The 20,778-nt window shown below is 62.3% G+C and carries 27 protein-coding genes; 9 read left to right on the top strand and 18 right to left on the bottom strand.

All coding sequences use genetic code 11. The annotated features are described in order from the left end of the window. Window positions 1-95: 95 nt before the first annotated feature. The 10 genes from ABGB08_RS52100 to ABGB08_RS52055 all read right to left on the bottom strand — a co-directional run bounded on the left by ABGB08_RS52100 (window position 96) and on the right by ABGB08_RS52055 (window position 4,138). Complete coding sequence (locus tag ABGB08_RS52100; RefSeq protein ID WP_347607220.1) at window positions 96-494, bottom strand: hypothetical protein; 399 nt, start codon at window positions 492-494, stop codon at window positions 96-98. Window position 495: 1 nt separating this feature from the next. Then, window positions 496-672, bottom strand: a complete 177-nt coding sequence (locus ABGB08_RS52095) for a hypothetical protein (RefSeq protein ID WP_347607217.1) — start codon at window positions 670-672, stop codon at window positions 496-498. Between the two features lie 81 nt (window positions 673-753). Further along, window positions 754-1,272 (bottom strand): antirestriction protein ArdA, encoded by a 519-nt coding sequence (locus tag ABGB08_RS52090; RefSeq protein ID WP_347607215.1) that lies wholly within the window; start codon window positions 1,270-1,272, stop codon window positions 754-756. Window positions 1,273-1,539: 267 nt separating this feature from the next. After that, a complete protein-coding gene (locus ABGB08_RS52085; RefSeq protein WP_347607212.1) occupies window positions 1,540-1,782 on the bottom strand; it encodes a hypothetical protein in 243 nt (80 codons plus the stop codon). A gap of 1 nt (window position 1,783) precedes the next feature. Continuing rightward, window positions 1,784-2,365, bottom strand: coding sequence for a hypothetical protein (locus tag ABGB08_RS52080; RefSeq protein WP_347607209.1), 582 nt, complete (start codon window positions 2,363-2,365; stop codon window positions 1,784-1,786). A gap of 261 nt (window positions 2,366-2,626) precedes the next feature. Continuing rightward, window positions 2,627-2,788, bottom strand: coding sequence for a hypothetical protein (locus ABGB08_RS52075; protein WP_347607206.1), 162 nt, complete (start codon window positions 2,786-2,788; stop codon window positions 2,627-2,629). Window positions 2,789-2,946: 158 nt separating this feature from the next. Beyond that, window positions 2,947-3,096 (bottom strand): hypothetical protein, encoded by a 150-nt coding sequence (locus ABGB08_RS52070; protein ID WP_347607203.1) that lies wholly within the window; start codon window positions 3,094-3,096, stop codon window positions 2,947-2,949. A 93-nt stretch (window positions 3,097-3,189) separates the two neighbouring features. After that, a complete protein-coding gene (locus ABGB08_RS52065; protein ID WP_347607200.1) occupies window positions 3,190-3,390 on the bottom strand; it encodes a hypothetical protein in 201 nt (66 codons plus the stop codon). A 57-nt stretch (window positions 3,391-3,447) separates the two neighbouring features. Further along, window positions 3,448-3,702: a hypothetical protein gene (locus ABGB08_RS52060; RefSeq protein WP_347607197.1), complete on the bottom strand. Its 255-nt coding sequence runs from the start codon at window positions 3,700-3,702 to the stop codon at window positions 3,448-3,450. A gap of 88 nt (window positions 3,703-3,790) precedes the next feature. Then, complete coding sequence (locus ABGB08_RS52055) at window positions 3,791-4,138, bottom strand: hypothetical protein (RefSeq protein ID WP_347607194.1); 348 nt, start codon at window positions 4,136-4,138, stop codon at window positions 3,791-3,793. Window positions 4,139-5,831: 1,693 nt separating this feature from the next. Here ABGB08_RS52055 and ABGB08_RS52050 point away from each other — a divergent pair. Together ABGB08_RS52050 and ABGB08_RS52045 are read left to right on the top strand one after the other, a co-directional pair. Then, a complete protein-coding gene (locus tag ABGB08_RS52050; RefSeq protein WP_347607191.1) occupies window positions 5,832-6,008 on the top strand; it encodes a hypothetical protein in 177 nt (58 codons plus the stop codon). A gap of 165 nt (window positions 6,009-6,173) precedes the next feature. Further along, a complete protein-coding gene (locus ABGB08_RS52045) occupies window positions 6,174-6,428 on the top strand; it encodes a hypothetical protein (RefSeq protein ID WP_347607188.1) in 255 nt (84 codons plus the stop codon). Between the two features lie 632 nt (window positions 6,429-7,060). Here ABGB08_RS52045 and ABGB08_RS52040 read toward each other — a convergent pair. Together ABGB08_RS52040 and ABGB08_RS52035 are read right to left on the bottom strand one after the other, a co-directional pair. After that, window positions 7,061-7,681 carry a hypothetical protein gene (locus tag ABGB08_RS52040; protein WP_347607186.1) on the bottom strand — a complete coding sequence of 207 codons (621 nt, stop codon included), beginning with the start codon at window positions 7,679-7,681 and terminating at the stop codon, window positions 7,061-7,063. Between the two features lie 89 nt (window positions 7,682-7,770). After that, entirely contained in the window at window positions 7,771-8,148 is a 378-nt protein-coding gene (locus tag ABGB08_RS52035; protein ID WP_347607183.1) for a histone-like nucleoid-structuring protein Lsr2, read from the bottom strand. Between the two features lie 161 nt (window positions 8,149-8,309). On the opposite strand from ABGB08_RS52035, the gene ABGB08_RS52030 reads away from it, so the two are divergent. From ABGB08_RS52030 to ABGB08_RS52000, 7 genes are all read left to right on the top strand, one after another. Continuing rightward, a complete protein-coding gene (locus ABGB08_RS52030) occupies window positions 8,310-8,615 on the top strand; it encodes a hypothetical protein (RefSeq protein ID WP_347607180.1) in 306 nt (101 codons plus the stop codon). A gap of 102 nt (window positions 8,616-8,717) precedes the next feature. After that, window positions 8,718-8,957 (top strand): hypothetical protein, encoded by a 240-nt coding sequence (locus tag ABGB08_RS52025; protein WP_347607177.1) that lies wholly within the window; start codon window positions 8,718-8,720, stop codon window positions 8,955-8,957. Beyond that, the gene (locus tag ABGB08_RS52020) at window positions 8,950-9,453 is read left to right on the top strand and encodes a DUF6879 family protein (protein WP_347607174.1); all 504 of its coding nucleotides are present in this window, start codon (window positions 8,950-8,952) and stop codon (window positions 9,451-9,453) included. Before ABGB08_RS52025 ends, ABGB08_RS52020 begins: the two co-directional genes overlap by 8 nt. A 17-nt stretch (window positions 9,454-9,470) precedes the next feature. Next, window positions 9,471-10,319, top strand: a complete 849-nt coding sequence (locus ABGB08_RS52015; protein WP_347607172.1) for a helix-turn-helix transcriptional regulator — start codon at window positions 9,471-9,473, stop codon at window positions 10,317-10,319. Between the two features lie 62 nt (window positions 10,320-10,381). Continuing rightward, entirely contained in the window at window positions 10,382-10,717 is a 336-nt protein-coding gene (locus ABGB08_RS52010; protein ID WP_347607170.1) for a hypothetical protein, read from the top strand. A 125-nt stretch (window positions 10,718-10,842) separates the two neighbouring features. Next, entirely contained in the window at window positions 10,843-11,367 is a 525-nt protein-coding gene (locus ABGB08_RS52005; RefSeq protein WP_347607167.1) for a hypothetical protein, read from the top strand. Window positions 11,368-12,677: 1,310 nt separating this feature from the next. Next, window positions 12,678-13,382: a hypothetical protein gene (locus ABGB08_RS52000; protein WP_347607164.1), complete on the top strand. Its 705-nt coding sequence runs from the start codon at window positions 12,678-12,680 to the stop codon at window positions 13,380-13,382. Between the two features lie 96 nt (window positions 13,383-13,478). Here the strand turns inward: ABGB08_RS52000 and ABGB08_RS51995 are convergent, their stop codons facing one another. The 6 genes from ABGB08_RS51995 to ABGB08_RS51970 form a co-directional block, all read right to left on the bottom strand. Next, on the bottom strand, window positions 13,479-13,637 hold the full coding sequence (locus tag ABGB08_RS51995) for a hypothetical protein (protein ID WP_347607162.1): 159 nt from the start codon (window positions 13,635-13,637) through the stop codon (window positions 13,479-13,481). A 1,058-nt stretch (window positions 13,638-14,695) separates the two neighbouring features. After that, window positions 14,696-16,522 carry a DNA polymerase gene (locus ABGB08_RS51990; protein ID WP_347607159.1) on the bottom strand — a complete coding sequence of 609 codons (1,827 nt, stop codon included), beginning with the start codon at window positions 16,520-16,522 and terminating at the stop codon, window positions 14,696-14,698. A gap of 27 nt (window positions 16,523-16,549) precedes the next feature. After that, window positions 16,550-17,056: a hypothetical protein gene (locus ABGB08_RS51985; RefSeq protein WP_347607156.1), complete on the bottom strand. Its 507-nt coding sequence runs from the start codon at window positions 17,054-17,056 to the stop codon at window positions 16,550-16,552. 31 nt (window positions 17,057-17,087) lie between these two features. Next, window positions 17,088-19,151 carry a ribonucleoside-triphosphate reductase, adenosylcobalamin-dependent gene (nrdJ, locus tag ABGB08_RS51980; RefSeq protein WP_347607153.1) on the bottom strand — a complete coding sequence of 688 codons (2,064 nt, stop codon included), beginning with the start codon at window positions 19,149-19,151 and terminating at the stop codon, window positions 17,088-17,090. A gap of 2 nt (window positions 19,152-19,153) precedes the next feature. Then, a complete protein-coding gene (locus tag ABGB08_RS51975; RefSeq protein WP_347607150.1) occupies window positions 19,154-19,846 on the bottom strand; it encodes a hypothetical protein in 693 nt (230 codons plus the stop codon). Further along, window positions 19,843-20,778, bottom strand: a 936-nt coding sequence (locus ABGB08_RS51970; protein ID WP_347607147.1) for a metallophosphoesterase, incomplete at its 5' end; no start/stop codon positions are given. The genes ABGB08_RS51970 and ABGB08_RS51975, both read right to left, overlap by 4 nt.

Raw genomic sequence — 20,778 nt, 5'->3', positions numbered from 1 at the left:
GATTGGCGCGTTACGCCTGCTCAACTTCACCAACATCGCCGATGGAACCCGATGGGCACGCGACAACTTCGAACACCCACTGATCGCTCTCGGTCTCACGATGTGAGAACGCATTCAGCCCTGGCCGAACCCCAGCCGTGAATCTCTTCGTGTGCGTGCATGAGCCCGCTCCGAATGACCGTGTACCAGTCCTCTTCCGGAACGGCCCGGAGAATGTCCGCGATCATGTCCGTGGCCACGGTCTCCAACGGCTCATCCGGAAGGAATGCGTCCTGGTAAGCCGAGAGCATCGCGTGGCCGCGACTCTCGCCCCCCGAATAGTCCTCAACCTCATGCGCTGTGTCGCCCGTGTAGACCTCAATGTCGGTGCCCACGTGTGTCTCCTCCTTGCAGTCGCAGCGGTCCACGTCGAGTGCCTCAGGGCACTTCGAAAACCCGCACCAGTCACAGGTGCCGATGCAGTTGGTTTTGTCGCAGCAGTCGAAGCCGTCCATTTCAGACCCCGCTGTACGACTTGATGTCGACGGTCATGGCGTGGTTGAAGATCTCGGCCAATTCCCGGCAGTAGATCCGTTCCTTCACTACGTAGGCCCCTTCGAGTCCTTCCAGTTCCCTGAGCCGCGCCGCAATGGCGAGCTGAAGACTGATCTTCTGAGTTGCCGTGAGTTCCATTGCTGCCCTTCGGTAGATGAGACCCGGAGGTAGTCTCGGAAAGGCCGCAGGCGCCATGCCTGCCGCCAATCCCAAACGGCCTCAGGAGCTGAACACGTGGCCGTTGGCCGAAATCCAGTGGTCGCATTCCCAGGCGACGGTGTCCACTTCGACCCGGAATCCGGGGGGCATGTTCGCCAGGTCGGGATAGACATCCTCGGCGAATGACCAGGCGTAATCCTCGATCGATTTGAACTGGCCGCAGTAGTGGTCCTGCCAGTCGCTGATTGCCGTGTCCAGGTAGTCAACCCCGCCGATGTATGCCAGGTAATCCCCGAACGGCTCACGCTCGCTTTCATGGATTTCACACAGCGCCTCATGCACGGCCCAAATCGCTTCCAGGCCCTGGTACTCGGAGAACGAGATACCGAAGTCGCTTTCGTAATCCCCGAGAATCACTTCCTCAGCGTTTCGGGTGGCGTCCAGCACCTTGCCCGCGAAGTCCTCGAAGTCCACGCAGTAGTCGAGGTCAATCCAGCCGCCTACCAGGCTTCCGCTCACGTACGCGCCCAGGTTCCAGAAGTGCACCTTGATGGTTGATGCGCTAGTCATAGTCAGCATTGCGAGTTCCTTTTCCGTACGGGGGATGTGGAGCGAACTGCTCGGTAGAATGGCCCGAGGGCCACCCTCCCCAACCTTCCGTTCAGTCCTTACATTTGTGGTCGAATGCCTTGCTCACCATGCATTCGAGCCAATCGCCGTCTTCGATCTCATAAATCAGGCGTCCGCAAGTAGCGCATGTGACGCACCTCTCCTCCATTCCGTAGTAGTCGCTGATCACGAAATCTTTGATCCGGTTAAGCACCGTGGCCAAAGCCGTTTCGTTATTCATCCGATCATGGATTTCAGTTCGGCCTTGATTTCCTTGGCACGCGGGCCACGGAACGTGGCAGCGTTCGCCAGGAAGTACCGGATTACGGAGTCCGCACTGTCCATGTAGTACGAATCCGTGACCTTGTTCAGGTCCGACATTGCGTCCAAGTAGGGCACCGCACCGAAGTAGACCTTTCTCCATGCGGCCCGAATTTCCGACGCGATTTCGTAGATGGGTCGAGCGGTAGTGGTAGCCATGTCAGTTCCCCTTGTTTTCGATCCAGACAACCCAGGTGACGGCTTGCACAACCTGGGGAATAGCCCCGAGACGCATTGCCGCATCCCGGTAGACGTTCGCTAGAAGTGCGTACCGACCCGACGCACCGAGGCCACGGTCACGATTCCCGTAGCGTTCGCCCACCGCGATATCGTGAGCGTGCCGGTCAATGCAGACCGATTCCGGATCGGTCGGATTGAGAATGCACCGGTAAAAATTCCCGGTCTTGGCATCCATGGGCAGCACCGTTTCCGGTGCCTCACCCGCCATGATTCGGGCAGCCTTACGAATGGCGTCCCCGAAATGCCCGGACGCCTCACCGGCCTCAAATGCCCGAGTCGCGAGTTTCACGTTCTCACGCCACGACTTGTTAGCCGAAAGGGCGGACAGAACACCCGCACCCGCCGCCGCATCCCCACCGGAAATCATGTTCGCCAGTTGGTTTGCGGTGCGATACCAATTCACACCACGCCCCATCTGATCGAATGTAGCGCGCTCCCAAACCGCGAGAACGTTGTCCACGTATCCCGCGTAGACATTCTCGTCGGGCTTGATGTCGATCATTACCAATCTCCTGTATCAGGCCCTAAGAAATGCCGTGCGGGCAGTCGTCGGCCATGTCCGACAGTTGGTCTTCTTCACAATCGGAACACCAGGCGAATTCGCCCAAACGCCCGATGGTGTCGTGCCAGCAGCATTCGCAGGGCACGTATCCAGTAACAATCATGAGTGAATCCCATTCGCTAGACGATTTATGAACCGGGTATCCCTAGTCGCTTTCGAGGCGCTTACTCGCGTCATTCCAGACGCGCCAGGGACCGCTGATCAGAGCTTCACACCCCGCCTGACCAGCTCTTTCTCGATCTCTGCCTTTACGACCAGCTCTTTAGCCGTCAGTTCGGGCCCGGCCAACATGCCCAGGACCTCTAAGAGCCTTGTGCTACCGGCAACGTAGATCTGGAGTCGACCTTGCTGATTCAGCTTCATAGCCGCTCCCAACCCTGACGGTCGCCCTTTGCCGGGATGAGCTTGGCGAGCAACGCACCCATAGCGCGCTTCATGCCACCGAATCGGGGGGCGTCAACCTCACATCCGCATTCGAGAATGCGGACCTCTCGCGTCTTGCGCATTGGGATTCCTTCCGGTCAGTAGGTGAGAGTGCCGGTAACAAACGCAGTCCGGAATTGCTCGCGGCCGACCTTCCCGAGACGCGCCCATTCGCTACGGAAACGAGCGCCGTCCTCAGAGTCGAATCCGAAGAACTCCTTGATGGCGGAAATCGCGTTGAACTGCATGCCAGGCTCCTGTGTGTTGGTGGGTATTGGTGAGTGCTCTCAGTCGCATTTGAAGCGCTACCCCCGGATCAAATCCGGGCTGAGAACCGTCGATCAGACGAACAGCACGTGCGCCGTGATGGCGTCTGCAATGTCCGCAGCGCTCCGGCGTCGACCACGAACCGCCGCCAGCTGGGAGATCAAGCCCTTGGCCTCCTGGCACCACGTCGTGAACCCGGCCACCGTCTGGTAGCCGTCGCCGTAGTCGTTGACCCGCACCGAACACCCGCACGGCCTGTCTACCTGCTTGCACATTGGTTCCAGCCTCCTGTCTACCATTCTCATGTATCCGGGCAAAAGGGGGGCGGGCCGCTAGGCCCACGCCAGGTAGTAGTTGTCCTGCTCCGCGTACCACAGCTCGATCTTCCGGAACGCTGCCCACTGGTCATGGGCCGTCCCGATGAGCTGGACGCGCTCCCCGTAGACCGCGTACGCCTCGTGGGTCTCCCACGTGGTGGAGCCGTGCGTTTCAACTCGCCGCATGGTCACGCCCTTGCGCTCCCCGGTCCCGGACAGCATCTCCAGGCCATCGCGGTGCGGGTACGCACCGTAGGTGAAGTCGATCATGAGTCCCCTCCCTTGGGGCCGGCGTCGTTCCTTACGTGCGTGCCGAGGGATCGAACCCCGTGGCGCCCACCAGGGCGCACGCTCCCGCCTACTTGGCGTTGCACATCCGGTCGTACTTGGCGGACGCCGGTCCGCCCCAGTAGTAGCCCTTGGCGCGGTTCGCCTTGGCGTACTTGGCGATCTTGTAGACGGCCTCGGACTTGTCGCCCTTCGTGACGCACACGATGACCCCCGCGTGGTTGTAGCTCAGGGCCCAGTACGCCTCCTGCTTGACCTTGCCGTGCGCCGAGTACGCGACCCGCGGCTTGCTGGGCTTGGTGGGTGCAGCGTTCGCGGCACCCACCGTTCCGGCGAGTGCGATAGCGGCGGCCCCAAGGCCAACCGCGAGCTTGCGCAGCATCGAGTCTCCAGGTGTGACCAGAGGACCGCACCGCATGTGCGATCCCGTGGCCACCGCCGAAGCGGTGCGAGATCTCTTGCCGTTACCACGGGCCCTCACGGGCCTCGTTTCCCGCCCCTCACGGGCTACAGGCGGTCGGCGGCTTGTCGGGCCGAACCGCAGGCGTCCCCAGGCCCGGATGTCTCACGCTGCGCAGGTGGCAAGTAGCCGCAGACCTTGATCGCGAGGTGCATCCTCAGAGCGGACCCGTACCCCGTCATGAGGGGGCGGTCCTGTGCTCCTGGAGTTGCCGACTCTGGTTCCCAGTCGGGGAGTCAGGCTCAATCTCCGCGCTCCGTCGCCGTACGGTTGCCGCCGCCCAGGTGACGCAACCCTTCCCCCGACTTCCCGGCTGGTCTGGCCAGCTAGCACGGTCGGTGCCCACGTTGCGCGCCTTTGCGCAGCTCCCGCCCACGGCGGAGCGTCTTCAGTTATCAAGTTGCGCTACCGGGCAGGGCGCTGTGTCGCGCCCCTTCCGTCGCCGCCTCAGGGGCGGCTCGAAGGGTCAGTGGTGCAAGAGACTTGGCGGCTCTCGCGGGGCTTCCGGCTAGGCCGTCCGCTCCGCTCCCATGCTACCAGTCTCATGTTTGGTGTCAAGGTCCCGCCTGATCAGGCACTTTGGTCCACTCCCCCGCACTCTGGCAGGTTCGTCGTGGTGGCCCGTTCCGGCGTTCACTCTAACCGTACAGGAGACTGGTAGCTCGGTTAAGCGGCCAGTCCCTGGCTTCCCTAGGTGGGCGCTCTCCGGGCATTTGCCCTGGTCACGCTCCCCGCTGGTCTGCCTGCCCCGCCGTCTCGGTGGGGTGTGGCATCAGTCTGGCAGCGACGGCACAGGGCGTCAAGAGCGACTTTGCCAATCTCATGATTGGTAGTGGGACAAAGGGGCGCTGACCAGCGCATACATGGAGTAAAAGATCTTGGACTGAGGTGAGGCACACAACGCGCGAGAGCGCGAGAGCGCGTGTTGCCTCGATGTGAGGCAAGGCGAAGAGAGAAGAAAGAAGGGCCGATAGGTGGGCTGAGCTGCGGTTACTTCTTTCTCACGTCGTGGGCAGTGGGGCGCGCGACAGCGCGCAAACAGGCAGGTGGGGGGATACATACATACGCCCGCACGCGAGCCCGAGGGTCCTGCCTCCTCCGCCGATGTACAAGTCTGGGATCTCGCTGTAGGGCCCTTCAGGGGCCTACAGAGGGAGAAAGAAGGAAGTCCCCGGATTCCCAAAAACCCTGCCAGATAGCTCCTTCGGGGCCTCAGCAGAGGGTGTTCGAGGGCCTGCGGCGAGCAGGTGCCGGTTGCCCAGAAACTCGATACTCTCTGCCCGGTTGAAGTCATCCGTCCGGTGAAGTTCTTGTTTCGCTGCGGGACTTGCTCCCATGTGCTCTGGCCCGGTGAAGTTCTTGTTTCGTGCAGGAACTCACACGCAGACCTGGCTGCGATGAAGCCACAGGGAGTTGGAGTGCTGCGATGCCGTAGACGGTGGGTGCTGGATCCACCGTGACTTGGCGCCATCGAAGCGTTAAAACTAAGGTGCGGGTTACAGCGGCTGGCCAGCCCTAAGATCTCACCCATCCCGTTTCATTGAAGATGCAGAAGCGGTCTTCTCATATGAACGAGCCTTCGACTAGCTAGCTAAGGCAGTGCGAGGTGAGGGAGTAGTGACAACAACGAAGATCCTCGGAGAGGCGCGAAATGACCATCCAGCCCAGTGGCCAACCCGACAACGACAAGCTCCCCATTCGTTGGGCCATCATCTTCACGGTCAGCACCGCCGTGGGCATCGGGACCGGCCTTGCGGGCGGCCTGATCGCGGGCGTTGGGCTCGGTTTCGTCTGCGCCGGCTTCCTGCATGCGATCCTGCCGAGCTAGCTGCCGTCCGCACTCATGTGAAGGGAGTGATAGGTCGCGTTAGACCCCGGGTCGCCTGACCTGGCGCTTCGTGACCTGTTTGCGATCTTCGGACAATTTCGATATTAGTGAGCTTGCGAACGCCCGTTCAAGTCTTTAAGGACTATTGGAACGGGCAGGAGCAGCATGAGTTACATGGTCGCCCTGGTGCTGGCTGGCCTCGGGTCGGCAGCGGTCTACGCTGTCCTGACCTTCATCTGTGCGATGGTCGCGATGTTCTCCAAGTACGAGCATCGGCGTGAGATCGCTCAGAACCTGTTCAACACGCTCCTGCTTCGATCCAAGAGTCGAGCAGGAACCCCCGAGTTGCCTCGCGGAGGCAGGACTGCTGCTCCACCCGCCGATGAGACCCCTGATGGCAGTGATTCCCCCACTTCCTAGGCCGTGGCCGTGCATCGGCGCTCCTGAGGGGCCGGAGACCCTGAAACTGCCCTCGGATTGTCGGCGTTAGCCCGCACTTGTAGAGGTCGGTATGTACGCTCGAACTAGAAGCCGAGAAGGAGGTGGTCCATGCAGGACCGTAGCGAGGAGATGGGGGACTAGATCGACTATGGCCAGTCTCGCCAACGGCGTGATTGGCCTTATATGCGGAGTTCTCATGCTTGGCGCATTTCGCCTCATGATCCTGGCGCCTCTTTTGCGAGAGGTGAGGAGGCGAGTGAACGCGAAGATGAGCGTTCGTATTTTGTCGATCGAGATCCAGTTAGAGGTAGGGACCCCTGTCGATGCCCCTCCGGGAGGAGAGGTTGACCGAAGCGGCAAAGGGTCAGTCGATGAAGGTCAGTCAAAGACGCTCCCTGCGCTATCCAGGCTCCAGCGTGGAGAGGTCGCCCAAAAGGTTAAGAGCGAGTAATACACAGGATGATTAGCTCCGGCACATGCGCAGCCCGCCCCGGCCTTCACCAAAGTGCCGGGGCAATTCCTTTCTTGGGCCAGCGTCCCAGGGAAGTCCGCAGCGACCGGTCAAGGGCGTTTGGGTGGGGGGCCTTCGACTCCACCGGGAGAAACCGCGCTCACACGGCCACCACCTCCGCATTGAGGGGGTCACACCCTGACCGCGCACGTGGCACTTGGGCGATAACGTTGTCGGCAACCCAAAATTTGATCACATAGTCCATGTCATTCTGGTCGACGCCGATGACCGGTGAGACGAGCGTCGGTTCCATGCAGGGGATCTGCGCAGGAGTCGGCCACGGGTAGCCGAGCTGGACGACCACGCGGTACACCCATCCGGTGTTGAACCTCAATCGGCCTACGAAGATCCTGGAATCCCGGTGGAGGGTCTCGTAATCCTCGGCCGGCGTGGTGGCGTAGTCCACGCCCGGTGCCAGTTGATCCCCTATGGGCACCCAAACGGAGAGGAAGTTGCAGTTATCTTCCGAGAAGGCCCGGAGGATCCGACCTCGGAAGAGGGGGTGGAGGAGATTGGGGATCTCCGGGGAGATAACGACCCCTTTGGGGATCTTGTATTCGTATAGGTAGCCGTCCTCGTAGCCCAGACACACTACTTGCACCCCTGAGGGGTGCTCCCCCAGCACTTCCAGCTCGGTTATGGGGCACAAGGGGTTCTTGGGACCCCACCCAGCCGCACCCGCTTTGGTTATCTGTGACTGGTTTGGTTGCGTTTCGTCCATATCTCATAAGATAGGGCGTTTTCCCGGCCTACGCCAGACAGCAAATTCACAGAAATAGCAGGTCAGGGCACGTAAACCTGACCTCTTGATCAGGCGTCGGACGGCAGGATGGCCGGCCGACCGGCCTCCTTCCACGCCTGCTCGATGTGGAAGCCCACACGCCCTTGATCGCTGACTTCCATGCCGACGCTCTTGGCCCAGGCCCGGATGATGGAGCTCTGGGTGTGCTCCCCCCTCGGGGGCCTCACCCGCTTCGGCTTCGCGGGGGCCGGCTTGGCGGCCGGCGCTCTCGTGGAGAGGTTGGAGCCCGCCTCGATGACCTCCCAAGCCGCCAGGAACGGCTCCTGGTGCTCGTCGCACAGGTCGTTCTCCTTGGGCTTGCCCTCCAGGTTGACCCACTCGTTGTGGTGGGTGGCTGGGACGTCCTCGGCGTGCCGGTCGCACACGGCTACGAGTTTGGTAACCACGCCACTCCTCTCGATGGGGCCCGATAGAGAAGAAAGAAGTCCGGGCCGAGCACTGCCTGCTGGGCAACTCTACCAATCTAGTCATCCAGCGGTGGTCGCTTGACCTACAGCCTGGACATACTGTGGTCGAAAATCGGATGAACCTCCCGAAGGAACAGAAAGTGGACACCACTGATCGCCCGGCCGTTCGACCCGTCGATCCGTCAGCGCTCGAAGAGTTGCGCAGCCTCGGTCTGTCTTTGGCCCGGCTGGGTAGGCCGGCTACTGCCTTCCAGGGGGTGCTCCAACACCCCGGAGACCCCGAGGCGTATCAGGCGATGGCCGCCAAGGTCCAGCTCGCCATGTACCTGCTCCACTTCGTACGGGAGTGGCTGCGTGAGCAGCAGCCGGAGTTGCTGGGCGAGGCACTACCCCGCTGGCTCTGTCCCAAATGCGGCCATCCCGTCGATGCCCAGGTGGAGAAATAGGAGGCTCCTGGGGCGGGGCGTAGCCCCTTGACTGTCACGCTGATGGCGTTCAGCCTCAGGGTACGTACCAATTCGTACTCACTCCCGAGACAGAGGTGTCCCATGGCGCTACGGTTCTACGGCAAGGCCGGAAGCGATACCGAGAACTGCCCTTCGGTCTCGGTCGATGAGACTGATCTCAGCCTTGTGTTCGTCGGCTGGCCAATCGAGGACCCCGAGGTGTTATCCGAGATCGAGCAGTACAGTCACATCGCACCGGACGAGCGCGCCTTCCGGATTCCTCCGGAGCTGCGCAAGGCTATTTGGGAGGCTTTGGGTGGCGACAATCCCAACTTTGGCTGAGCTGCTGGACAAGACCCAGCGCTCGGTTACGCACCTGGAGATGCGCGACACCTACGGGCTCAGCGGTGAGGGCTACCGGGCCTGGCGCGATGGGGTCGATATCGAAGAGATCTCCAGGTACGACTACCTGTCATCCTGGGTAGACCTCATCGGCCGGCACATCGTGCGAGGTGTCACCTTCCGACGCGCGAGAGTCGTCTCAGAACCGTTCAGCGACTACATCTGGTACGAGCACGCCATCACTCCCGCCGCGAACCTCGCGGCAGGGGAACTGGTTCGTTGGCTGCCTCGGCAGCGTGCCTACGATCTAGCGCTGCCTGGCTGCGACTTCTGGCAGTTCGACGACGGGCTGGTGCGGCTGATCTTCTCATCAGGGGATGGAGAACTCGTCGGGTACGAGATGACCGACGATCCGGCAGTGGTCAGCCTGTGCAGCTCGGCCTTTGAAGCCGTCTGGGAGCGCGGCATTGACCACGCGGAGTACAACCCCGCCTAGTCACCGCGCCTCGTACCGTGCCCGCGTCACCTTCCAGCAGCGCTCAGCAAGCCCGTAAGGCCATCGGCAGTCGGCTACGAGCGATCCTTCGCCAGTCCGGCCTGACCTCGCGTGCCCTGGCGAGGCAGGCTGGCTGGGACGAGTCCAGGTGCTCTCGTCTCATGTCTGGCCGTACCCCGCCGACTGAGCAGGACATCGAGATCTGGTGCCGCTTCTGCGGCGTACCAGAGGAGATTCCCGGCCTGATAGCGGCCTCTCGCACCGTCGAGAGCGCCTACATGGAGTGGCGCCAATTTCAGCGCAGCCAGAAGCATCTCAACGAGATGCGGCGGAAGTTGTTTGAGGAGACTCGGCTCTACCGCTTCTACAGCTCCACCACATTCCCCTGGCCCGTGCAGGCCCCCGGCTATATGCGCGTGCTGATGTTGCGCAGCGCGGAGTTGCACCGCGCAGATCCCCCGGACATCGAGGATGCGATCCAGGTACGGGTGGATCGTCAACGGCTGCTCGATGATGGCACCCGCAGAGCAGCCATCCTCGTGGAGGAGGCGGCGCTGCGCGCCCAACCATTCCGCGGTGAGGTGATGCGGGAGCAGTTGAACCACCTGCTGGTCGCGATGCGACGGCCGAACGTCTCCCTGGGCGTGGTGCCCATCGAGGGTCGGCGCGTCCAGAAGCCTGCCGAGAACTTCCACCTGTATGACGACACGCAGGTGTTCATCGAGTTGCTGACGGCGGCGGTGACCATCACGCAGCCTCGCGAGATCGCTCTCTACGTCCAGCTCTTCGAGGACCTGGCCGCCGAAGCGGTCTACGGGGCGAAAGCCAGCGCGTTGATCAATGCCGCCCTGGAGTCCCAGTACTGATTCCCGTACCAACTCGTACCAACTCGTTGAGCTGTTGAATGCGACCTTCCTACGGTCGAGCTATGGCACCGCACCAAACCCCCGTACCTGTCCCAGACGCTGACCTGTTAGGCCATCGGCGGCCCCTGGTCGCCGTTGAAGTCCCCCAGCAGGTTGAGCCCGAGTTGACCCCGCTCGAACTGATCGAGAAGTTACGCACCGACTACCCGGGCTGGCGGTTCTGGCGTGGGCTGGGCTCCAGTGATGACCGGCCTTGGAACGCCACCCGCAAACACCAGATCGATTGGCGGGAGCGGCCTGAAGGCTACGCCGCGACCCTGTCCGGTGACCCCGAGCAGTTACGGGTTCAGCTTGAGGAGCAGCCCGGGGTTGGCGAGACCAGCATGGAGCAGCTTTGACCGCCCCGGCCACAGCTCAGGTTGTGCCACAGCTCCGTGTCCCGTACGTGATCGCGTACGGCGGCGAGTTACGGACCGACCCGATTTGGTTCGCCAAGGACCGGTACGGTCGGCGACTCCGGTACGTGCACGAGAAGCGGGGCGACATCAACTCGTACGGCGCGCTGGTGGCCAGGGTTGGCCAGCGCCGTAACGGTCAGCCAATGTGGCGCAAGCTGAACACGGCCCGCCAATGGCGGTGCATGGAAAAGCTGTTGTGCCAAGTGTGCGGGAAGCCCGCCATGGGCGAGGACGGTCGAATCCCATGGATTCTTACCGACCGTGTGGTCCGCGACGACTACCGGGACCCGACAATGAAGATTACGAGCGCGCCGCCGACGTGCCTACCGTGCATCCCGGAGGCGCGCAAATTGTGCCCACAGCTTCACGATTCTTTCGCCGCCTATTCGGTGGGCAACGTGGGCTACCACGGGGTTTTGGCCGACATGTATGAGCCCGGCCTGAAGTGGGAGGCGATCCCGACCGGCGAACGGAATGTCGAGATCCCGTTCACGATGTCCTATCTCCTGCGGGTTGCTCTGGCCACCCAGCTCCTAGTCCGGTTGAGCGACCTTCAGCCGATGTTTAGCCCGGAGGGCCGGGCCGTCTAACCCCTATACCCCACGACCGGTCGGTTCTTCCTGTAGTCGAAACAGGCCGGCCGGTCGTGGCCATGCCCGAAAGGAGTTTGTTATGCCAATGATGTGCCCGACGTGTGGAGGCCCAGTTCCGGGCTGCCCGCACTGGCCTATGCCCCAGCCGCCCCCTCCTCCGCCGCCCTCGGATGACGAGTAGAGGAGATCGCCACGGCTGATTGGGTAGTCATTGAGCCAAGCCATCCCGGAAATACGACGAATGAATACCTCGTTGTGATGGATATCGAAGTCCAGCTGTACAAGCAGATGCCGAGCTACAAATTCTCAACCTCCACTAAATACAACAACTGGGCGGATGCCCATAGGCGAGCCTTGAAGGAGCGGCAGGACGACAGGAAGCACGGCAGGTAAAGCGAGCCCCCGTCTATATGGCCTCAACTGCGGCGGCCTGCCCCGGTACTCCCCAGTAGGGCTAGCCTTCCTCGGCCGGCACGACCCGTGACCGCGCCCTACCGGGGCACCGACACAACGCAAAAAGCCCCCGCCGAAGCGGGGGCTTTTTCTCGGCAAGAAGACGGGCCTAGAAGGCTCCTCCCCACATTCCTCCCCCCACGTCTTCGCCTGTAAAGACGCCGTAGATCCCCCCGAGAGCGGCTTCGAGTACATTGCTAGCTTGTGCACACTGCTGCAGATTAGTCGCGATAAGGAACAATTCGTACCTTTGTCGAGCGGTGAGGGGGGTTCGCTGACTAACTATCTGGATTGCCTCCCCGGCCCGGATACCTCTGCCTATCAGGCGGTATATCTCTAGGCTCAGACCTACCAGGCCTGGGCTAGGAGCATGCGGGAGGACACTTAGTGCACATCGAAGCGCTGAAGGTATGTTAGGGGCCCCGGATGCGGGTGTGCCGACTCCTACTGGGTGTGATGGTGCCGAGTCTGTCGGGTGTGGGTCTCCGGGGTCCTGAGCAAACGCAGTGGCTGGTGCTCCCGTGATGAGAATGCCAACTGCGATCGCGGCGATAATGCTGCGGAATCGTATTAGGTATGACACTCCTACCTCCTTAGTGTACTGACTTGCCTCCAGGCTCAAATCTGGAGGAGCATCAGCAAATCTACATAAGGTTGCTGTGAGAGATCCATCCGCGAAACGGCAAGTTATACCGTCTGATTGGTGATCTATCGGGCAAGTAGCCCCGCCTTGTCGGCGGGCAATTCTCACACGAGTCTCCGCTGGGGGGTCACGATGCGGGCCAAGGAGATCTCCCGGGCAGGAGGATGTGGGCACCTGGGCACCTGGTGGGGGATCACGACCCGTCTGACCGATGTCGGATTTGGGAAAGACTCGCCAAGCGGTGCTGAAGGTGCGAGAAGATGCTGTTGTGGTTGCCGCCGCCCCCTTCGACTGGATCCCCGTGCTGGTGTCAGCTGGCTCATTGGCACTCGGGGCCGCTCTGACTATGGTCAGCCAGAGCCTGAATGATCTGCGTGCTCGCCGCCGCGAATTGATCGCACGCAGGGATCAATTTCGCTTGCAAAGAGACCAAGAAGACCGCGAGGACCTGAAATTATTGGCGTCCCTAATCGCCGATGATCACATGTTCCTGTACAAAGTGATACGTGGCCACCGCCACGGTCCCGATCACGCGGATGTACAGCTCGTAGGACTGATGACAAGCGAGCAGGCGGAACGCAACAATGAGTTCTACACTCAAATAGTTCCCTTATTTCAGAGATGCCGATCGTGGCCCGCCTCCGACGCAATTCAGGAGTACATGGACGGGGTTGTTGCAATTCAGCTGAGCAAAACTCACGGCGAGCTGGCAAGGGCATGGGACTCGCTAAACGAGATCTATCAGTCCACTCAGGGGCGCATAGGAGAGGAACTAAGAAGAGATCCTCTTGATGAAATTGGGATGGCCAAATGGCGTATCAGGCGCCGTCGCAAACGCGAACTGAAAGCCCATAAGAAGGATATGGCGCTTAAGAGCGGTGCGAGTCAGGCTGCTGTCAAGTCCAACTCCGCTTGACACTGAACCAAGCCGGGGTCCTGGAGGGGAGGAAGGACAGCCCTCGCACGTCGAGGAGAGCTGTCCCGTCCATTTGCTTGATGAGTTCGAGCCTCATCAGTACGGCAGGTCCTCGGGGTTGATGCCCTCCCACGTCGCGCTGGCGAGTACGTCGCCGAGCTGGCGGTAGAGGTCGCCAGCGGCCTGGATGCTCAGGGGCACGACCTGATGGCTTGTGGTGCCCGGCACGTGGTGCGTGCTTCGGACGACCACCACGAATTCTTCCTCGAAGTTGTGGAACGCAGGTTCTGCGCTCGTGCGACGGTGGATAACACCGTGTATCTGCTGCATCTCGCCTTTCGGCCATAACGGAAGATGTCGAGATCTAGTTTCGGCTGTCCTAATTGCAGCGTGAGTGTCGCGTGTCGTGAGTGTCGCTATACTTGCCTCGCTCGCCCATATCGCAGGTAGTCGGAAAGCCTGTGGGTGTGAGGAGAGATGAAATTAGGTGCGGCTTCCCAACGCACCTGTGGTCCACGAACACAGCGAAGCGAAGCGACACAGAAGCCCGATACCAAGCAACAGACCCATCGGTAGCTCCGGACCCGGCTACCAGTCAGACCCCGTTACGGGGTCGAGGTCGTTGTGGGCTTCGTCTCCTCTGGCCTCGATCCATTGCAAGATCGAGATGGAGGGAAGGCATGGGCGCGTTCTACGTGGCGCTTGCTTTGAGCATCGCTTTGAACATCGCGTTCGGGAGTGGAATCGCCATTAAGCTACTAGGCGGCGACAAATTGGTTGCTGTGTGTAGTGGCGGTGGAGCATTCGTTGCGACCGCAGGGTTGGCGATCGGAATAGTTGCGGCACTAGGTGGCTTCGCACCTTAAGCGGCGCGGGCGGATCTCCTCGTTGCCGTTCTTTTTAGGTAGTTGAGCGATGCCTCAAACAGCGCGGGGTCTTCGTTGAGAGATCCGAGGGCGGAGTTGCAGCGAGTGCAGAGCAAGCCCCTGACGCACTTCTGGCAGCCCTTACCAGGGCTCGGGCAGCAGGAGTGGTCGTGGTCGATCGCGAGGCGCTTGCCTGTCGCGTCTTCGGTGGTTCCGCAGATGCCACAGCGGTTGTCATGCAGACCGCGGAAGGCTCGTAGAGCCTCGATCCCGGGGAATTGGTAGGCCCGCGTTACGACGCGGTCCTGGTGACACCCCTTGCAGCAAGAAGGAAGATGTTTACCCTCGTAGATGTAGAACTCCGAGAGGGACTTCTCGACACCGCAAGGGCCACACGGAAGCATCCCTCGCTCCAGTGCGGCCCTCTTGTCGAGCTTCATCCCCTTCTTAATGAGGGGTGAGGTACAGACTTCCCCAGGCGCGTCCTCCAACCTCGGGGTCGGTTGGTACATCAAGTCCTCTCAGGTTGTGCTTCATCAGCTCGCCCGCCTGCTGAGCAAGGTCGCGGGCCTCCTTCTCGGGGAAGTTGAAAAGGATCTCGTCGTGGATAGGGAGGCGCATCCACGGGGTGAACCCAGCTTTGTCGAGCCGGCTCATGGCGGCGCCTGTGATGTCCCGAGCGCTGCTCTGGACGACGTAGTTGAGTGCCGAGTAGGGGCGTTCCTTGTCCACGTAGAGGCGTCGGCCGGTAGCCGACGTGACATAGCCATCACGCCTGGCGTCGCGCTGGAGCTTCCGGGAGTACTTCGTCACTTCGACGTAGGTCCCGTCGAACGCCTTGACGACCTTTTCGGCATTGGCCCGGTCGATGTGGAACTGCTCGACGATGGCGTTCACTCCCCCGCCGAACGCCTTACAGAAGTTGGCCCCCTTGCCGTACTTGCGGTGCTCGACCGTGGCGTTCGGCCCGAAGGCGGCCTTCGCCGTGAGCATGTGGAGATCGTCGCCATTCTTGAACGCCCGGATCATCGTGGGGTCGCCCGCGAGGGCTCCCATGACCCGGAGTTCCATGTTTGAGTAGTCCACGCTCGCGACGACGTGGCCCTCGTCCGCGAGGAAGCATTGGCGGACCATCCAGTCGCTGGACGGGAGGGTCTGGGCTGGGATGCCCGTGATGGACATGCGGCCCGTCCGGGCTTGCAGCGTGTTGATGTTGGCGTGGCACCGGCCGTGCTCATCAGCGTTGGCCAGGAACGACTCAGGCCAGGTGCCCGCCCACTTGCCTGCCCGTTTGTACTCCTTGACGGCCTTGGCGAAGTACATACCGCCTTGGGCCAGGCGCTCCAAGAGGTCGTCGTCGACCTGGAGTCGACCGGTGCGGGTCTGTTTGAACTCCAGGTGGCCCATGTAGATCAAGGCCTCGGCCACCTGGTCGGTGCTGCCGGGGTTGAACTCCTCGGGATCGAGGAAGTCGAGCTTGTCGATCTCCTTCTCGATCTCCATCAGCCACCACTCCTCCTCCTCGCGGAGGCGGGTGGCCAGGTCGCTGGTGTACTGCCGATCGAGCAGGAAGCCGTTCTTGGAGATGTCCGAGCAGATGCGGGCGATCTCGTGCTCGTACGGGATCAGGTGCCTGGCGCTGGCCGGCACCTTGGGCAGGAGGGTCTTGGCCAGGACCCAGGCCAGGACCGGGTCCATCAACGAGTACATCTGGAAGATCTCGTCGTCGATCGAGACCTGCGAGAAGTAGTCCTCCTTCTTGAGCTTGAGTTCCTTGCACTGCTGGCTGACTGAGCCCTTGATCTGCTCGGCAGCTACCGGGTCGATGTAGACCTCGGTCAGCTCCTCCAGGCTGTGGCCGGTCCCGCCTTCCTTGCGGGCGCGGGAGTCGACCAGGCGGGAGATGATGCCGGTGTCGACGGTCTTGAGGAAGCTCTCCCCGAGGGGGACCCCCAGGTGGCGGTCAGCCACCTGGAGGTCGAAGCTCGCGTTGTGGATGTAGAGCCGCTTGGCGCGGCGCAGCGTGGTTGCGGTGTACCAGGCGAAGCGCGGGTGGCGCTCCACGGGCAGGAACCAGGACTGGTCACCGACTGAGAACTGCGCGGTGCGTAGGCGGAAGCCCGGCTTGTAGATGTCGAGGCTCGTGGTCTCGGTGTCGAAGCCGAACTCGTGGTGCTGGCTGGCCCAGTCAGCGAAGGCCGGTAGGTCATCCTCGGTTTCGATGACGTGGCCGGTGACGGTGCGGCCCGCGAGCCGCATCTCGTGGGTCCGCACTACCAGTCTCCTGTATCAGGGCGTGGGTCAGCGAGTCTTGGTGAAGATGGGCTTGCACTGGTCGGGGTCGCCCTTCTCCAGCGGGCAGAAGTGCCCGCTCCACGGGCCCTTGGCTCCGTTGCCGGTCCGGTAGACCATCTCGCCGTGGGAGCACGACTTGGCCTGCTGGCCGGGCGGGTTGGACGCCGGCCGGTTGCCCCCGCCGTTCCCACTGCGGGCGGCGGCCGGGGCCGTGCCCGAGTCCAGGGTCTTGGCGAACTTGGCGACCTTGGCGGTCAGCTCCAGCAGGTCCTTCGCCGCGTTGAGGGTTTCCTTCGCTTCCTCAACCGAGGCGCTGTGGATGACCGTCCACGGGGCGTCGAATCCCGCGCCGTACTTGATCGTGGTCGTGATCTTGGGCTCGCTGCTGCTGATGGCGCTCTCCTTGCTCGGGGTGGGGGTGTTGGTCGGGGGGACGTCGGCCTGGGCCTCATCCGCCCACGGGTCGGCGGCGGGGCTGTCGGTGTTCCAGGGGTCCTCGTCGTACGCGCTCATGCAGTTACCAATCTCATGTATGTGGGTATGGTTAACGGACGGGGCATGCGCCGTTGGCGCAGTCCTCGTCGATGCCGTCTTCGACGTTGGTCAGGCCGGTGCGGCTGACCCACTCCTCGTACTCCTCACGGGTGATCCGCTCGTACGGGGCCAGCTCGTAGCCTCGCTCGGGGAAGATCGTGAAGCCCTTGAGGGTTCCGGCGAAGTCCTCGATCGCGTCAGCGACAAGGGCAGCGGAGTACTTCTCGGGGTTGACGTTGGCCGTGAACGACACGGCGTTGTCGGCGTACTCCTCCTGCACGGTCTCCTGGACGCCCAGCAGCTGGTGGAGGGTGAGTTCGTCGGCGGATTCCACGATGTCGGCGGGCCAGCCTGCGGCCTCCACCCGCTCCACGACGCTCTCCATGCTCGGGATCTCCACGACCACCGTGTTGGCGGCCATCGGGTCGTCGAGGACCTTGTATCCCTGGTCGATGTACGCCTGCACCTGGGCCATCTGGTCGACGTCCAGGGTCGAGAAGCGGATACGGCGGATGTAGTAGCGGGCGAAGATCGGGTGGATGCCCTCAGTGGTGCCGGGCAGCTTGGCCACGCTCCCGGTCGGGGCGATGGTGGTCACCTTGACCGGCTCAGGGATGCGGAGCTGGAAGGCGTAGTCGCGGGCCTCCTCGCGGATGGCCTGCTTCAGCTTCCGCAGGATGGTGCGGAAGTACGCGTTGCCCGCAGCCTTGCTGAATCGGATGCCCATGAGGGCCAAGCCCTCGGCAACACCGAACAGGCCCACGCCGATTCGCCTGTTCTGGGCCAGGATCGCGGCCTGGTTGGGGTCGTTGACGTCCCCGAAGGTGGCGCGGATCAAGAACCTGGTCATCAGCTTCGCGGCCCTGACCGCTCCGTCGATGTCGAACGCCCCATACTTCTGGGTGGGGGCGAACGCCGAGAAGTTGAGATGGCCGAGGTTGCAGTTTTCAAAGGGTTCGAGGGCTATCTCACCGCAGGGATTAGTCGCGAAGACCTCCCCTGTCTCACCCACCTGGGACAGCGTCTTGTTCCAGATGCCGGGCTCCCCGTTCAGGAGCATCCCGGTGGAGACCCGGTCGAGCACGTTCTGTGCGTGCTCGAAGGTGGCCAGGTCGAGTTCGCCCGCCAGCGCAGCGGTGAAACGGTCGTCGATGATCACCGAGATGTTGGTCGTCCAGTGACCGCCGTTGGTCTTGCTGTCGATGAACTCGAAGATGTGCGGGTCGTCCCACGGGAGCATCGCCATCCGGGCGCTGCGCCGGTTGCCTCCGGCGACCACACATTGAGCGATGGCGTGGTCGATCTCCATGGCCTCCAGAGGGGTGAGCTGGGGGCGTAGCTCGCGCCCCCTGCGCCACTCGTCCGAACCGTTCATGACCTCGGACACCTTGTGCAGCATCTCCGCGAGTGGCAGCGGGCCCGATGCGGTGCCGCCGAACGTCTTGAGTCGGCTTCCTGCGGGCCGCACGTTGGAGACGTCGAACACACGGTCCATGTGCAGGGTGTCGGGGCGCATGTAGGCGTCGAGCAGGTCCGACAGGGCGTGGGCCCAACCCTCTCGGGAGTCCTCCACAACCATCGGCCAGTCCCACTCGTGGGAGAACTCCTCCGAGAGAAGGCCCTCGGCCTTCATCACCTCGTAGTCGGCGTGGCCGGGGTCGCACACGATGTGGACGGTCAGCGCGTGCTGTACGGGGCCGTAGTCGGCCAGGTAGTTGGAGCCGTAGTTGCTGCCGACTCCGCCACCTTCCATCAACCTGAGGAAGCTGAACTCGAAGTGCTCGCTGAACCTGTCGGTCCAGCCGGAAGTGTGGCAGTTGAACAGGTACTGCCTTCCGCGGACTCCACTGGCCCACAGATGCCGGCCTGCCGGGAGGACGGCGAAAGACTCCATCAGCTGGTAGAGGTTGTACACCTCCTCGACCGTGCGGTACTGATCACCGACCAGGTTGAGGTTGCCGTTGACGACCCGCGCGACGGTCTCGGGCCAGGTCTCCTTGGTTCCGTCCGCCAGGGTGCGGCTGTAGGTCCGCTCGTAGACGGTCTGTCCGGTCGGGCCAAAGGTGAAGGTCAAGCTCAGTTCCCCTGCTTCCGCGTGATGTAGAGGGCGTCTTCGTTGGACATGGCTCTGCGAGCGCCAGGCCCTTCGTGGTTGGTATTCGTCTTGTTCAGGTGCCGGTTCAGCTCGCGGGTGAGCTGGGCGACGGCTTCGCTGACGCGCCGCTTGTCGGGCTCCGGAAGCTCCAGGTCTTCCGGGCCGTAGGCGGCCAGGATGGTGTCATGGGCCTTGGCGGTGATCCGCTCCATCGCCTGGCCCAGGTCTGCCAGGTTGACCCAGATGCTGTTGGCTTCCACCGCGACGCCATGGTTGGTGTCCTTGACGGGAGTCGTCCAGGCGTCGGGGTTGAAGTAGTACTCGCGCAGCAGCGCGCGGACTTCTCGCGGCGTGTAGATCGCGGTGGCGTTGGCCATCATGTAGGCGTAGTGCTGCCTGCCGCAGTAGACGCTGGCCCGCTCAGAAAGAAGGAAGTGCAGCACCTCAAACATCGACCGGCCGTAGTCGGCGGCCTTGAACATCTTGGTCGAGATGTGCCCCCACTCGGCCATGGCCTGGGCGACGACCTCGTGGGTGATGTCGTCGGCTTCGAGGGCGGGGTACTGGCGGGCGAACTTGCGGCCGACCTCGTTGGCGGCCTCGGCCAGCATCTCGGCCTGGTCGTCAGTGATCTGGATGGCGTTACCAATCTCATGTATCTGGTCATGGGTCATGCGGCGGCCTTGAACTTTCCGCCCTCGTCACGCTTGAGGGCTCCGTAGCGCTCGGACTCGACGACGAATGATCCGTCCGACCAGACGTCGATGGCGTACGGGGAGACGTCGTACTTCCCGACGTACAAGATCCCGAAACCGCTCTGCCAGTTGGCCACGCCCCCGGCCCCCAGGTACTGGACCTTGCGGCTGTCCATCAGGTTGCCGACCTCGAAGCCCCAGCGCCTGACCGGCTTGCCACCGATGTACTGGGCGGTGTGTCGGCGGATGCCAAGCCGGTGGGTGTGGCCCATCACGATGTTGGTCCCCGCCTTGGTGGCGTGGTTGTAGGCGGACGTCCCGGCGATCTGCGACATGCCCTTGATCTCGTGGCCGTGCACCAGAACGGTGTCCGGGCCCACCTTGAAGAAGGCCGGCGTGTGGGTCACGCCGAAGCCGTCGAAGTCGAGCAGCTTGGAGAAGTGGAAGGTCTCCGAGAAGTCGGCCAGCGCGGGCGCTGCCTGCTCCAGGTAAACCCTCGGGCGCTCATCATGGTTCCCTTCCAAGATCCCCACCGGGCCGTCGTAGACGGCTCGTAGCGGCTCCAGGAAGTTCTTCTTGCCGTAGTCGCTGTGCTTGATGACGTCCCGTGCGAACTCGTGGCGGGTGCCCTTGGACCACCGACTCGGGGTCGGGTAGTCCATCAGGTCGCCGATTTGGTAGACGGCGTCCGGCTGGTAGTCGCCTACGAACGCGATGACGTTGCGAAGTGCGCGCTTGTCCTCGTACGGGAGCTGCGTATCGGACAGGACAACGATTCGCTGGGTTAGGGAGCATGCGGAAATAAATCCGTTGTCTCGTGATCGGTGATCTAATCGTGTGGTGAAGCTCCGTACGATGGCCGCCGATGAGCGTGAACGCTTGGAGAGCGGGCTGACCCGCCGCTGGCTCGA

The organism is Acrocarpospora sp. B8E8, from assembly GCF_039871605.1.
Taxonomy (GTDB): domain Bacteria; phylum Actinomycetota; class Actinomycetes; order Streptosporangiales; family Streptosporangiaceae; genus Acrocarpospora; species Acrocarpospora macrocephala.
This window is presented reverse-complemented; position numbering and strand designations above follow the sequence as displayed.

What these genes read in the sequence shown, in the direction of transcription:
- ABGB08_RS52095 (WP_347607217.1), bottom strand. Translation starts at nt 672, where the DNA reads ATGGAACTCACGGCAACTCAGAAGATCAGTCTTCAGCTCGCCATTGCG.
- ABGB08_RS52050 (WP_347607191.1), top strand. Translation starts at nt 5,832, where the DNA reads ATGACCATCCAGCCCAGTGGCCAACCCGACAACGACAAGCTCCCCATT.
- ABGB08_RS52025 (WP_347607177.1), top strand. Translation starts at nt 8,718, where the DNA reads ATGGCGCTACGGTTCTACGGCAAGGCCGGAAGCGATACCGAGAACTGC.
- ABGB08_RS52080 (WP_347607209.1), bottom strand. Translation starts at nt 2,365, where the DNA reads ATGATCGACATCAAGCCCGACGAGAATGTCTACGCGGGATACGTGGAC.
- ABGB08_RS52010 (WP_347607170.1), top strand. Translation starts at nt 10,382, where the DNA reads ATGGCACCGCACCAAACCCCCGTACCTGTCCCAGACGCTGACCTGTTA.
- ABGB08_RS52100 (WP_347607220.1), bottom strand. Translation starts at nt 494, where the DNA reads ATGGACGGCTTCGACTGCTGCGACAAAACCAACTGCATCGGCACCTGT.
- ABGB08_RS52060 (WP_347607197.1), bottom strand. Translation starts at nt 3,702, where the DNA reads ATGATCGACTTCACCTACGGTGCGTACCCGCACCGCGATGGCCTGGAG.
- ABGB08_RS52000 (WP_347607164.1), top strand. Translation starts at nt 12,678, where the DNA reads ATGTCGGATTTGGGAAAGACTCGCCAAGCGGTGCTGAAGGTGCGAGAA.
- ABGB08_RS51975 (WP_347607150.1), bottom strand. Translation starts at nt 19,846, where the DNA reads ATGACCCATGACCAGATACATGAGATTGGTAACGCCATCCAGATCACT.
- ABGB08_RS51985 (WP_347607156.1), bottom strand. Translation starts at nt 17,056, where the DNA reads ATGAGCGCGTACGACGAGGACCCCTGGAACACCGACAGCCCCGCCGCC.
- ABGB08_RS52055 (WP_347607194.1), bottom strand. Translation starts at nt 4,138, where the DNA reads ATGCGGTGCGGTCCTCTGGTCACACCTGGAGACTCGATGCTGCGCAAG.
- ABGB08_RS52070 (WP_347607203.1), bottom strand. Translation starts at nt 3,096, where the DNA reads ATGCAGTTCAACGCGATTTCCGCCATCAAGGAGTTCTTCGGATTCGAC.
- ABGB08_RS52085 (WP_347607212.1), bottom strand. Translation starts at nt 1,782, where the DNA reads ATGGCTACCACTACCGCTCGACCCATCTACGAAATCGCGTCGGAAATT.
- ABGB08_RS52045 (WP_347607188.1), top strand. Translation starts at nt 6,174, where the DNA reads ATGAGTTACATGGTCGCCCTGGTGCTGGCTGGCCTCGGGTCGGCAGCG.
- ABGB08_RS52090 (WP_347607215.1), bottom strand. Translation starts at nt 1,272, where the DNA reads ATGCTGACTATGACTAGCGCATCAACCATCAAGGTGCACTTCTGGAAC.
- ABGB08_RS52075 (WP_347607206.1), bottom strand. Translation starts at nt 2,788, where the DNA reads ATGAAGCTGAATCAGCAAGGTCGACTCCAGATCTACGTTGCCGGTAGC.
- ABGB08_RS52065 (WP_347607200.1), bottom strand. Translation starts at nt 3,390, where the DNA reads ATGTGCAAGCAGGTAGACAGGCCGTGCGGGTGTTCGGTGCGGGTCAAC.
- ABGB08_RS52040 (WP_347607186.1), bottom strand. Translation starts at nt 7,681, where the DNA reads ATGGACGAAACGCAACCAAACCAGTCACAGATAACCAAAGCGGGTGCG.